Source organism: Halobacillus sp. ACCC02827 (assembly GCF_030291935.1).
Classification (GTDB): Bacteria; Bacillota; Bacilli; order Bacillales; family Halobacillaceae; genus Halobacillus.
Genome location: NZ_CP128168.1, coordinates 895,150 through 907,212 on the forward strand (window position 1 = coordinate 895,150; position 12,063 = coordinate 907,212).

12 protein-coding genes are annotated in these 12,063 nt (G+C 47.5%); 4 read left to right on the plus strand and 8 right to left on the minus strand.

All coding sequences use genetic code 11. The annotated features are described in order from the left end of the window. The first annotated feature begins 3 nt into the window (after window positions 1–3). Together QRD89_RS04575 and QRD89_RS04580 are read left to right on the plus strand one after the other, a co-directional pair. Window positions 4–1,140, plus strand: a complete 1,137-nt coding sequence (locus QRD89_RS04575) for a bifunctional cystathionine gamma-lyase/homocysteine desulfhydrase (protein ID WP_062515299.1) — start codon at window positions 4–6, stop codon at window positions 1,138–1,140. Window positions 1,141–1,242: 102 nt separating this feature from the next. Then, entirely contained in the window at window positions 1,243–1,911 is a 669-nt protein-coding gene (locus tag QRD89_RS04580; RefSeq protein ID WP_026578598.1) for a TraR/DksA C4-type zinc finger protein, read from the plus strand. A 32-nt stretch (window positions 1,912–1,943) separates the two neighbouring features. Here QRD89_RS04580 and QRD89_RS04585 read toward each other — a convergent pair whose 3' ends face one another. Continuing rightward, window positions 1,944–2,303 carry a Lin0512 family protein gene (locus QRD89_RS04585; RefSeq protein WP_026578597.1) on the minus strand — a complete coding sequence of 120 codons (360 nt, stop codon included), beginning with the start codon at window positions 2,301–2,303 and terminating at the stop codon, window positions 1,944–1,946. Between the two features lie 63 nt (window positions 2,304–2,366). Beyond that, complete coding sequence (locus QRD89_RS04590; protein ID WP_286096412.1) at window positions 2,367–4,616, minus strand: sensor domain-containing phosphodiesterase; 2,250 nt, start codon at window positions 4,614–4,616, stop codon at window positions 2,367–2,369. Between the two features lie 133 nt (window positions 4,617–4,749). Here QRD89_RS04590 and QRD89_RS04595 point away from each other — a divergent pair, with 133 nt between their 5' ends. Beyond that, window positions 4,750–5,436 carry a DUF3298 and DUF4163 domain-containing protein gene (locus QRD89_RS04595; protein ID WP_286096413.1) on the plus strand — a complete coding sequence of 229 codons (687 nt, stop codon included), beginning with the start codon at window positions 4,750–4,752 and terminating at the stop codon, window positions 5,434–5,436. 18 nt (window positions 5,437–5,454) lie between these two features. Here the strand turns inward: QRD89_RS04595 and QRD89_RS04600 are convergent, their stop codons facing one another. From QRD89_RS04600 to QRD89_RS04620, 5 genes are all read right to left on the minus strand, one after another. Beyond that, window positions 5,455–6,006, minus strand: a complete 552-nt coding sequence (locus QRD89_RS04600; RefSeq protein ID WP_008632611.1) for a GNAT family N-acetyltransferase — start codon at window positions 6,004–6,006, stop codon at window positions 5,455–5,457. Window positions 6,007–6,251: 245 nt separating this feature from the next. Then, a complete protein-coding gene (locus QRD89_RS04605) occupies window positions 6,252–6,956 on the minus strand; it encodes a class F sortase (RefSeq protein ID WP_286096414.1) in 705 nt (234 codons plus the stop codon). Continuing rightward, on the minus strand, window positions 6,957–7,757 hold the full coding sequence (locus QRD89_RS04610) for a DUF4397 domain-containing protein (RefSeq protein WP_026578593.1): 801 nt from the start codon (window positions 7,755–7,757) through the stop codon (window positions 6,957–6,959). It lies immediately after the preceding gene. Between the two features lie 206 nt (window positions 7,758–7,963). Next, complete coding sequence (locus QRD89_RS04615; protein ID WP_026578592.1) at window positions 7,964–9,085, minus strand: amidohydrolase; 1,122 nt, start codon at window positions 9,083–9,085, stop codon at window positions 7,964–7,966. A 252-nt stretch (window positions 9,086–9,337) separates the two neighbouring features. After that, window positions 9,338–10,246, minus strand: coding sequence for a TIGR01777 family oxidoreductase (locus QRD89_RS04620; RefSeq protein ID WP_026578591.1), 909 nt, complete (start codon window positions 10,244–10,246; stop codon window positions 9,338–9,340). 112 nt (window positions 10,247–10,358) lie between these two features. Between QRD89_RS04620 and recX the strand changes: the two genes are divergently transcribed. Beyond that, the gene (gene recX / locus QRD89_RS04625; protein ID WP_286096415.1) at window positions 10,359–11,168 is read left to right on the plus strand and encodes a recombination regulator RecX; all 810 of its coding nucleotides are present in this window, start codon (window positions 10,359–10,361) and stop codon (window positions 11,166–11,168) included. Between the two features lie 18 nt (window positions 11,169–11,186). Here recX and QRD89_RS04630 read toward each other — a convergent pair whose 3' ends face one another. Next, complete coding sequence (locus QRD89_RS04630; RefSeq protein WP_008632604.1) at window positions 11,187–12,005, minus strand: Cof-type HAD-IIB family hydrolase; 819 nt, start codon at window positions 12,003–12,005, stop codon at window positions 11,187–11,189. Window positions 12,006–12,063: the final 58 nt, after the last annotated feature.

Consider the following 12,063-nt stretch of genomic DNA (forward strand, 5'->3'; position numbering starts at 1 on the left):
GAAATGAGAAAGAAAACGCAGCTGATCCATGGAGGAATTACTGGAGATGAGAAGACAGGCGCGGTCAGTGTGCCGATTTATCAAGTCAGCACTTATGAACAGGATGGTGTTGGAAAGCATCGCGGGTATGAATATTCCCGGACTGGAAACCCGACCCGTTTCGCCTTGGAAGAGTTGATTAAGGAATTGGAAGGCGGTTACCGAGGCTTTGCGTTCGGTTCAGGAATGGCGGCGATCACGGCTGTATTGATGACCTTTGATAAAGGCGATCACGTAATTTTCACCGATGACGTCTATGGCGGTACGTACCGGATGGTATCCAAAGTAATCAACCGCTTCGGTTTGGAAGCAAGTTTTGTGGATACGAGCGACGTAGACACGGTGGAAGCGGCTGTCCAAGCGAATACGAAAGCCATTTACGTAGAGACTCCAACAAACCCTCTATTGAAAATCACCGACTTGAAACGGGTCTCGGAACTTGCCCGTGCCAAGGGACTGACGCTGATTGTCGATAATACGTTCAGTACACCATATTGGCAGAATCCGATCGACCTCGGAGCAGATATCGTACTTCACAGTGCAACGAAATATTTAGGCGGTCACAGTGACGTCGTGGCAGGCCTTGTCGTTGTGAACTCGGAGGAACTTGCAGAAGCTGTCCACTTCGTATTGAATTCCACCGGAGGAATCCTCGGTCCACAGGACTCCTGGCTGCTTATGCGGGGGATCAAAACGCTTGGAATCCGCATGGAGGAGATCGAAGCAAATACGAAGGAATTCGTAAGCTTTCTTGAAGGCCTTCCTGAAGTGACGAAGATTTATTATCCGGGCTTGTCCTCGCATAAGGGAAGTGACATTCACCACGCTCAGGCGAGAGGGAACGGCGGAATGATCAGCTTTGACGTCGGCAGTGGGGAGAAAGCAGACAAAGTTCTGCGAAACGTCCGCTATTTCACACTGGCGGAAAGCCTTGGAGCAGTAGAAAGCTTAATTTCTGTTCCTGCTATGATGACGCATGCTTCCATTCCCGAAGATCGCAGAGCTGAGCTTGGCATTACAGACGGCTTGATCCGCGTATCCATCGGTTTGGAAGATATAGAGGACTTAAAAGAAGACTTTCTGGCCGCTTTACGCGCGTAAAAAATGGAGCATTCCGATGATGGGATGCTCTTTTTTGTTTGTCTGTATAGGTGTCTTTTGATCGTGCCAAACTAAGGGGGCAAGTCAAGGAGTGGAGATAAAATGGATGACACTATATACAAAGAACGATTACAGCAACGTAAGCGTGAAATAGAACGACGAATGGAAGAAGAAGCGAATTTCGGCTTGGAACGTGGTTTCGCGAGTGATATGGCTTCTGGAGAGTTGTCGCAGTATGACAACCATCCTGCTGACTCCGGGACGGAGCTTTATGAGCGTGAGAAAGATCTCGCGTTGTCCGGGCATTTGCGTGAAGAGCTCTCTGATATTCATTATTCGCTTACTCAAATAGCAAAGGGTACGTACGGTGTTTGTGAGAAGACCGGGCGGCAGATACCAAAAGAAAGGCTCGATGCTCTTCCCACCGCCAGAACGATTGCGGAAGAATCTCCGAACGACAGGCTTTATTCAGGCCGTCCGCCGGAGGAAGAGGTGCTTTCTGAAATGGAAGAAGCCTATGGAGAGATCCGCATGACGCCGGAATACAATGAGCAGAATGCCTATGAACAAGTAGCGTCTTTCAATCAAAGCGCTATGACCTATGATGACTCTTCTTTAATGGACAATCAGGACGGGGTCGGATATGTGGAAGAATACGAACCGTTTGTATCAACCGATATTCATGGCTACACAGGTGCGGATCACGTCCGGTTTGAACGTAACGTGCACTACGATAAGTATATGGATGATTTGGAAGAAATCGAAGAATAGAGGAAAGCCTGAGCGGATTGCTCAGGCTCTTTTTAATATCCCACTTCGACAGCGGCGTTCACAATGTACATTAAATCGTTCTTGTCCTCTTTGTCTTTGAGCAGGATTCCACTCGATGTGAGCATGCCGCCTTCCATCACTTCAATGGTGACGTCCCCGTATGGAATGGCTTGTTTCACGGCATCATGATCCAGCTTATCATGATCGCATGGGACCGCCAGCTTCACTTTGATTTTCATGTTATCAAGGGATTGCTCCGGCAGCACGGTACGGATGCCCGGCATCGAATTAGTATGGATGGCATTTTTAATGGCACGAACAGAAGCTTTCGTCACATCCTGACCATGAACATCCGTACCCATCCCGGTTTGTATAAACATTAATTGTTCCATGTATTGAACCACCTTTCTTACTGTTTATCGTATCACAGGAAAGACCAGGGAATGAAACGGAAATCATTCCTGATCTCTCATCCACTCATGGAGCAGGGCGGAAGGAAGTGGCTTTTCAATATAAAAGCCCTGCAACATGTCCGCATGGATGCCTTGAAGGTAATCAGCCGTTTCGGCAGTTTCCACGCCTTCCACGACGACTTCACATCCAAGGCTCTGTCCAAGTTCAATCATCGTCTTAACAATAATGCGGCTTTTATCTTTGAGCAGCAGATCTTTCGTAAAGCTGCGGTCGACTTTCAGCGTATGAATTGGATAAAGGCTTAAGTATTTCATCGACGAATACCCAGTACCAAAATCATCGATGGCGATTTGGACGCCCATACGTTCAATTTCCCTTAAGGTTTCCACCGTCCTGCTCTCCTGTCGGAAGGCAATCTGTTCGGTCACCTCCAGTAATAATTGAGAAGGGTTCACCCTTGACTGGGCGAGCGCTGCTTCGAGCGTCTTCAAAAAGGACGGATGCTCGAAGTGCTGCGGCGAAATGTTGATACTCATGACTAACCCAGTGTAGCCGGCGTTTTCTAATTCATTCAGCTTAGCAAGACCGGTTTGAAGCACCCACTCGCCGATTTCTACAATCATGCCCGTCATCTCTGCAAGCGGTAAAAATAATGCCGGGGGGAGCAGACCTTTTTCCGGGTGCTCCCAGCGTATCAAAGCTTCCATTCCTCTCACTTTTCCAGTAGATGCTTGCACCTGAGGCTGATAAAACAATTCAAACTGGTCCTTATCAAGCGCCTCTCTTAAATTCAGTTGGAACCGTTCGTAAGCGAGGTGATCCTGGTCCATCTCCGGGTCAAAGAACCGAAATTGGCTGCGTCCGTTTTGTTTAGCCGCGGTCTTCGCACGGTGCGCATGACGGATAATGGTCGCCGGTGAATCTCCATGGTCAGGAAAAACAGCCCCTCCAGTACTTACCGTTACGTAAATATCCTGACTGCCGATAGAATAAGGAGCATGGAACTGCTGTAAATAATGGCTGACCCTCTGATGAAGATGAATGCCTTCCCCCGGATCATGCAGCAGGACAACAAAACCGTCATGGAACCATCCAAGTTTGTCCCTCCCATGAAGAACGGATTTAAGGCGCCTCGTTATACCCATAATCAGTTGATCTCCCACCCGGTACCCCAGTTCTTCATTAAAAGCAGAAAAACGGTCAATGTCCATATAGAGGACTGCAAAGGGCTGATCTTTCTGGATCTCGTCATCCAGGTAATGTTCGATCCAATGTCGGTTCGGAAGGTTCGTCAACGAATCATAGAAAGCGATTCGTTCAAGCTCCATTTCCGCTTCTTTCCGCTTCACATGCTCGGTGATGAAGGCTGCCATATCCGCAATGGAAGTACCAAAAGCTTTCTCATCGAAATCCCATGGACGCGAGCGGTCGAACTGTTCACAGCAGAGGACACCAACCATTTCGCCACCGCAGATAATCGGAATATCCAGCATAGCCAGGACGTTATTCGGTTGGTTAAAAGCTTCGCTCAGCTCAAAGACCCGGTCGTCCTGTGTTGTATTACTGACAGCCAGTGTGCGCTCGTTCTCCAATGCGGAGAAATAGGCTGGGAAAGCATTCCTGGGAAGGTTTTTCATTGGAGGATCAACGGTCCTATCCCCTCTTTCCTTCATCGCTTCCACTTGAAGGTTTTCACGAGCCTCATCAAACATCCAGACGCTGACTCTGTCCGTATCGAGGGTTTCAATCGTTGTGTTACAAATCATTTCAAAAGCAGGCAGCAGATCGATCCTTGTAAGTCGGGCATCTTTCATGATTTTCATCAGCTCCGACTGCTGACGGCGAATGCGCTCTTCTCGATTTGCGCGGGAAGAATACGATTTCGGACCCTGACGTAATGGAAGGGTGCAGGCTTCTAATATGGGTAACAGTCCAGCTATTTCTGATGCCTCGATGTCACAATTATGACCGGCGAGAATAATTATTTCTTTTTCCGAAGGCAGCATAACCGCTGCTGCCTTTTCTTCGCCTGGAAAGAGGGAAGAAACGTTATGGATCTCCCCGGGCTTTCCGTACCACTGGATTCCAGGAAGTGGGTAGAAACGTGAATCGTTCACGTGCTCGAACGATGAATGAAACATACCCTCCTCCTTCTCTTGACGGTAAAGGAATGCTCCATCCGCTTTGAAATAAAGACAGCATTGTTCCAATATGTAGGAGACGGCATTCATAGGGTCTTTCGTAAGAAGACTCGACATGAATGATGTAGTGACCAGAGGAGATTGATCCATGCTTGCACTTCCTTTATTTGTGTTGGATTGTCTATAGTGTACTACGTTTATCCGACATGATTCGAATTATTTCTACTGGATGCTTTACTTTTAGCGCTTTGGGATAAGCTAAGAAGTACAGGAGGGATGTGCTTTGAAGCGCTTAAATGTAGCCCTGTTGGCTATTGTATTCTTTCTATTGTACAGCACTGGTGTCGCTGCTGAAAGTCAGTACAAAATCGTTCACAAAGATCAAGTGACAGAAGGCTGGGAAATCCATGTCGACTATCCGCTGTTTGAGCAACTGGAGAATAAGGCGATACAGGAGCGGGTGAACAATGACATCATCGATAAGTTGGAAGAGAAATTCCGTATGGTCAAGAGGGGCGCAGGTGAGTCGATAGGCATCCCTTATTTGTATTATGAAGAAACGATTGTCTACGAAGAGAAGGAGTTCTTCTCGGTTGTCATGACATCTCATATCTCACGGGGGGACCGCTATAATTCGACTGTCTCATCTGTGAACTTTGTGGATGGAGCAGCAGGGGAGATCAGACCTTTAAAAGAGGTTGTTCACATGGATCGGTTAAACAAAGCTGTGGAAAAAATTATCCAATCCGATCCTGATACGTACTTTCAGAAAACGTTCCGCGGTGTAAGGGACAATACCGCCTACTATCTTCAAAAAGACAAAATCGTACTGGTATTCAATAAGTATGAAGTCGCTCCTGGCGTGTTTGGTACACCTGAGATGTCGATTCCTTTAAAGGGGATGAAGAAAGAGCATCCGAAAGAAAAACGGGCTCCTGTTCCGTCCTATACTTCCGCCTATATAAAATAAAGAAGCATAAGCCGAGGCTTATGCTTCTAACATTTCTTCTTCCTGATTCTGGTCTCCGTAATAATGGAACATATATTGTTCTTTCGTAATGACATACAAGTCATAAACATCTTCTACTCCATTGATCTGCTGGAGAACTTCCGGATACGTTTCGTTCGCCAAGGATACATAAGGGATTTTCAAGGCCGCTTTCATGGATCGGATGTTGGTTCTCCTGATCTTCATGAAAATCGCTTCGATGCCGAGTTGGAAGAACAATTCTTCAAAGAAGGCCTCTTTCGCAGGTTGGTTGTAACCTTTACCGAAATAGGGTTTGCCGATCCATGTTGCCAGAAAACCCTTACCTTCTGTCACGTCGAAAAGGTTGATCGTGCCGATCGGCTGTGCCCACTCATCAAGGATGGTACGTGAAATCAATTCCCCCCGATCTTCTGCTTCTATCGTCTGCTTCGTCAAGAAATAAAACTCATCACTTGATGCAGCTTTGTGGCGGACGTACGGAAAGACTTCGGGATGACTCATCAATTCAAAAAGTACCGGGGCGTCATGTAGGTCACGTTTTTTCAGCATAAAAAATCCCTCCTTGTAATGAGGAGGGTGAACCGGATGCATAGGGAAAAAAGCATGCACCTAGCCGGATTCGGCCCACCCTCGAATTTTTATCAACAGCTCACAAAAATTCGGGGTGGGAATCGAACCCACTAGAACCAGCATCATGCTGGTGGCGCACCATTTGCCTTCCCTACACCAAAAACGTATAAATGAACATCTAACTTTATAATAATCGAGAACTTAAAAAAAGTGAATGGATTTTTTCAAGTTGGACGATTATTTTTTTGTTGTCCATGATCGCTGGTAGAGGAGGTTTTTTCTGCCACAGAATAGATGACCAACCTATTGGAATAAGTAGAGGCATCTGCATCATAAGGACCGGTACACGTAATTAAATTCAGAGAGGCTTGGTTCGACGGTCCGAACAAGTCACGGATGGGGGCATCCTCATACGGATAAGCCGCCACTTGGGAAACGATGAACGTCTTTTTTTGACCCGTACGATCGTAAACCTCTATCACCTCACCTGAAGACAGGTCTTTAAGGTCATAGAACACACCTGGACCACTTTTGCCGTCGACATGTCCTGCAATCACTGCATTACCCTGGTTTCCCGGTTTCGTTCCCGGCTCGAACCAGCCGACATCCGTAATATTGTCCGGCACAGCCATGCCGCCTTCTTCCGTATAACCAAGAGCACGGATAGGCGCATCAACTCCGAGAGAAGGAATGACCAATCTGGAAGGAACGATCCCTTCCTGAACACGGTTGTGGACGGTTACAGCCTGCTCGTAGTTTTTCTTTATCGGCGCTTCTCTTTCCTTGGCGCTTTCTATATCCTCAGAGGTGCTGGTATCTTCAGATACAGAAAGGACCTGGACGCCTTCTTCTTCTTGTGTATTCAGTAAAAGGAGACTGATAAAGAAGACAAGGCAGCCCAGGGCCAGAGAATATACTATATGGCGCAATTACGTGTTGAAACGTTTACGTGTGAACAGCAGGCCAGCACCCATGGCCAGTACCCCTAAAATTGCTGCATACCAGATAGTGGAGGAAGAGGATGCTGCCGTTCCGCCCAAGCCGGTCGCAGGCATCTCGGAAGGCATGGCATTCGAATCCTGAAGCAGAAGAACTTCCGGATTATCCGCTGTACCTACAGCGAAAGCGCTATAGACTTTCCCCGATTCCAAGGTAGTTCCGGACAAGTCGATCAGCTGTGTACCGTCTGTCGTCCGTACTTCCAAGTCGTACGTTCCAGGCTCCAATTCCTTGTAATCTGTTACCATAGGGAATTCAGCACCTGCAAACAGGGCATCTCCGTCAATTGGTCCGACATCTACTGCTGGTGCTCCCGGGATGAAGTGGCCGACACGGATCTTGGCCATCCCTTCACTTGCATCCATGGAATCTTGGAGAGCTTTTAATTCGAGGCTGTCCAAATTATTAATGGCAGCCGCTGTGTAAGCCATTCCGGATTCAACCGTTACGGTAGTAGAAATGACCGGATCCTGTTCTCCCTTTGTTCCTGCTGCATAAATCTCTACTTTGTGTTCCCCGGCAGGAACTTCCATGTAATCTGTAGCCGCTTTGAACTCGGCTCCTTCCACAACTGCCTCATCATTCACATAAACGTCTACGGCTGGTGCATCAGGGGAGGCATGCAGAATCCGGACCATGGCATTACTTTCATGACCGTCTGCAAAAACCGATGGGGCAAACAGACTGAGAACAAGAGCGACAGCAGTAAATAAGGTAATAAACTTCTTCATTTCTCCACTCCTACCAAAGTTTTTTTATCTCCACTGCTGTCGTTATTGTTCAGCAGTTTCAACCGTGTTCAAAAACGAAAAAAGGACGTGCACACCTATAACATTCTCCTTATTCACACATTTCAATCCTGTGTATAGGTTCTGATAGGTTATATAGAAACCCAAAACAAAAAACCAGGAAACAGTTCCTGGTTTTACTTTCTGTATTATTCCTGGAAATATACCATTTTCCCATCAATCATCGTCCATATCGGCTTGGAAAGATACTCGAAGGGGTGCCCGCTCCATAAAACGAGGTCAGCATCTTTTCCTTTTTCAATGGACCCCACGCGGTCGTCTACACCAAGGTTTCTGGCCGGAACGATGGTAATGCCCCGAAGCGCGTCTTCTATTTCCATTCCTTCTCTTGCGGCGAGGGCTGCACATATGTTCAAGTATTGGATCGGTGTGTAGGGGTGATCAGTAGTTATCGATACCCGAATGCCGTAATCATGCAGAATCTTATACGTCTGCCATGTCTTGTTACGCAGCTCAATCTTGGACGCGCGTGTGAATGTCGGGCCTACAGACACCTGTAAATCCCTTCCTGCCAGTTCGTCAGCGATTAAGTGGCCTTCCGTACAATGCTCAATCCGGAGATCCAGATCAAATTCATCGGCAAAACGAAGGGCTGTGATGATGTCGTCCGCGCGGTGAGCATGAATGCGGACGGGTATTTCTTTGTTTAATGCTTTGATGATCGGTTGTACTCTCAAACCGGGATCCGGATCCTTCATCGCCGCATAGAACGTTTCACGAAGCGTCCCCATAATCCCCAGTCTTGTGATCGATGCATTCTTTGATTGGGAGTGAATACGTTTCGGATTTTCCCCAAGTGCCAGTTTCAGACCGGCGGTGTGACGGAGGATCATATGGTTGATCGTATGACCGACCGTTTTGATAACAGACGTCATCCCGCCGATCATGTTCGCACTTCCAGGCATAATATGCGCTGTTGTGACTCCGGCTTTTCTCGCGTTGAAGAATGCAGGGTCCAATGGATGGGCTCCGTCAATGGCTCGTAAATGAGGGGTGACCGCTTCTATCGTTTCGTTGGCATCACTGCCGGCCCAGCCCGTTCCTTCATCATATAAACCAAGGTGGGTGTGGACGTCGACAAACCCCGGATATAGATCCATCCCTTTGCCGTCAATGTATTCCGCCTGTTCCGGCAGGGCGATAGAGACCCCGTAGTCATGAATTTTTCCATCCACGATGTAAATGGTGCCGTTCGGGATGGAAGGGGAGGTGATCGGGTGAATATGGACATTCTTAATTACAGTGTTCATATACATACAGCCCTTCAAATGTTATTACTTTTATTATACTTGATTTCAGCTGGTTGGCTCACGGAAAAGAACGAAACTGTTTGTTTCGTTCTTTTCCGGCTTGTTAAGAAGTGATTTCCGTCTGGAAGTTGGGCCGCTTACCAAGGGGGGGCAGGAGCCCGCACGGTTCTCTAAGCCCGCTGCCCGGAATTACCCTTCCGTAGTCCCTGCTATATATGTGTAGGGTCTTATCTCTTTATCCGATTCTTCATCTTATCTTTCTTTCAGGATAGACGTAAGGGCAGCTTTTAATTCAGGGTATTCGAATTCATATCCTGCAGATAGTGCTTTTTTCGGCAGCACCGACTGTCCGTCGAGCAGCAGGGTGCTCATATCTCCGAGCGCGGCCTTCAAAGCAAAAGACGGGGCAGGGAGCCAGTGGGGACGGTTCATTACTTCTGCAAGTGTCCTGCCGAAATCCTTGTTTCTTTTCGGATTGGGTGCCGTGGCATTCAGTGGTCCCTGTATGTCCTTATGATGAAGGGCGAATGTAAGCAGTCCGACGACATCGCGGATGTGGATCCATGACATCCATTGCTCTCCGGAACCGAGGTTTCCACCGATCATACACTTATAGGGGAGGATCATTTTCGGAAGAGCTCCCTGTTCACCAAGGATGATTCCGAACCGGACATACACCGTACGTACTCCTTTATCGGCCGCTTGGGAAGCGAGGTTTTCCCACCTCACCGTTACGTCCGCCAGGAAGTCGTTCCCTGGTTCCGTCGTCTCTTCGGTGAATGTTTTCGTATGAGAACTTCCGTAAAAGCCCACGGCGGAAGCATTGACAAGGACTTCGGGTGGTTGGGGAAGGCGGTCGATCAGGGTGAGCACACCCTCGGTTGCTTTTATTCTGCTTTCAAGGATCGACTGTTTCCTTTCCTCGGTCCAGCGTCCGCTGTTCAATGACTGGCCGGCAAGGTTAACAATGGCGTCAAGGGCAGGTAAGTGATTTTCCGGTTGGTACTCATCCTTCAGCCACCCTACATAAGTGACCCGTTCTTGATTCTCATGTTTTTCGGGGCTCCGGGTCAATATGTAAATATCATGCCCTGCTTTAACCAGTTGGTCTGTCAGCTGCGATCCAACAAAACCGGTACCCCCGGTAACAGCGATTTTCATTGATTCTCCTCCTTGCGATAGTAAGACTCGATTAGTTTACGCTTCTGATGCGGTTCAAATCCATGTTCCCATACCGGGTAACGTGCTAAACTGAAAAAAAGAGGTGATGGATATGGCTAAGCTCACTAGAATCACGACGCAAAAGAAACATAAACATAGATATAATATTTTCATGGATAAGGGAAATGGGGAAGAGTACGGGTTCAGTGTCGATGAAGACGTTCTCGTCCAATATCGCCTGCAGAAGAACATGGAGATGGACGATGCTCTGATCAACGCTTTGATTCAGACCGATACGCTTCACAAATCTTATACCCTTGCTATTCATTATTTAAGCTACCGTATGCGGTCGGAAAAGGAAATTCGTGACTATTTGACAGGGAAAGAAGCGGATCCGGAACACATAGATGAAATCGTCAAACGATTGAAGAAGGAACGTCTGCTGGACGACCAGGAGTTTGCCGCTTCGCTGGTGCGGACAAGGATCATGACCTCAAGCAAAGGTCCTCATATTCTCAAGAAAGAATTGATGGAAAAAGGCGTGGCTGCCAGTGCGGCGGAAGCGGCTCTTGAATACTATACGTTTGACAAGCAGTACGAGAAAGCCATGAAATTTGCCGAGAAGAAACAAAACCATGATGGTCGGAAATCGCACCGTCAACAAATCCAAAATATTCAGCAGACATTGATGCAGAAGGGGTTTGCCGGGGATGTCATCCAGGAAGTACTTGCCAATCTGCCCGATGAAAAGCAGGAGGATTCGGAATGGGAAGCGGTCGTCTATCAGGGGGAGAAGCTGAAGCGTAAGTTCGCATCCAAAGAAGGATACGAGCGTAAGCAGAAGATCAAAGCGGGTTTATACAGGAAAGGTTTTCCTTTCGATTTGATCGATCGCTTTTTAGACGAGCATTTGGAAGATTAAAAAAGAACAAGCGCTGGCTCAGACGTCAGCCGCTTGTTCTTTTTTGTTCAATAGTCCTTTTTTCTCCAAGTCTTCGATTGCTTCGTGAACGTGGTCGACGACCTGAGAGGCTTTTGCTTTTACGTCATCATGGGCGGTCGCCATGACATAACTGTGTGGTGTCATTTCGAACATGCTGATGTCATTAAACGAATCTCCGACACAAGCAACTTCTTCCGGTTTTAATCCGAGTTTATCAATCAGTTTACGAATTCCGTTCCGTTTGTTGATCCCTTTAGGCATCATGTCCACGCAGGTTTCGTGGGAAATGAAGCTGTCAATCTCTTCACCGAACGTCTCCTTGATGTTTTTGGCGGCATGCACTACGTCTGCTTCCTGTCCATTCAAGGTGATCTTGGATGGGAAAATCGTTTGGCCGATTTCCTGCTTCAAGTCCGGCTGGATGATAATGTCATGGAAAAGCTGCTCGGAAATAATATCCACCCATTCGTGGTGCTTGTCCGTAAAGGTCTGATCGGCTGTGGAGACGGTTTTGACCATCGGCTCTTTCTCGATGGCAGTCAGTATTCTTTCCGCCATATTGCCTTCAAACGTTTCTGCGTAGATTTCCTGTCCTTGGTTATCATAAACGAAAGCACCGTTCTGACTGACACGGTGACCGTTGACGCCCACACGTTTCAATACTTCTGCGATTTCGTGATCCATACGTCCGGAAGCCACCGTAAGCGGAGTGCCGTGGTCAATCATCCATTTCAATGCATCAATATCTTCGTTTTTTATATAGTGATCCATGCCGAGAAGGGTCCCGTCGAGATCTGTGACGAATAGTTTGATCATAAATATATCTCCTCCAAGTTTCTTCATTGATGTACATACCTTACTGATTGTACACGAC

Coding starts and splice junctions, on each gene's coding strand:
- QRD89_RS04620 (WP_026578591.1), bottom strand. CDS start 10,246: ATGAAAATCGCTGTTACCGGGGGTACCGGTTTTGTTGGATCGCAGCTG.
- QRD89_RS04615 (WP_026578592.1), bottom strand. CDS start 9,085: ATGAACACTGTAATTAAGAATGTCCATATTCACCCGATCACCTCCCCT.
- QRD89_RS04585 (WP_026578597.1), bottom strand. CDS start 2,303: ATGGAACAATTAATGTTTATACAAACCGGGATGGGTACGGATGTTCAT.
- recX (WP_286096415.1), top strand. CDS start 10,359: ATGGCTAAGCTCACTAGAATCACGACGCAAAAGAAACATAAACATAGA.
- QRD89_RS04600 (WP_008632611.1), bottom strand. CDS start 6,006: ATGCTGAAAAAACGTGACCTACATGACGCCCCGGTACTTTTTGAATTG.
- QRD89_RS04590 (WP_286096412.1), bottom strand. CDS start 4,616: ATGGATCAATCTCCTCTGGTCACTACATCATTCATGTCGAGTCTTCTT.
- QRD89_RS04575 (WP_062515299.1), top strand. CDS start 4: ATGAGAAAGAAAACGCAGCTGATCCATGGAGGAATTACTGGAGATGAG.
- QRD89_RS04630 (WP_008632604.1), bottom strand. CDS start 12,005: ATGATCAAACTATTCGTCACAGATCTCGACGGGACCCTTCTCGGCATG.
- QRD89_RS04580 (WP_026578598.1), top strand. CDS start 1,243: ATGGATGACACTATATACAAAGAACGATTACAGCAACGTAAGCGTGAA.
- QRD89_RS04610 (WP_026578593.1), bottom strand. CDS start 7,757: ATGAAGAAGTTTATTACCTTATTTACTGCTGTCGCTCTTGTTCTCAGT.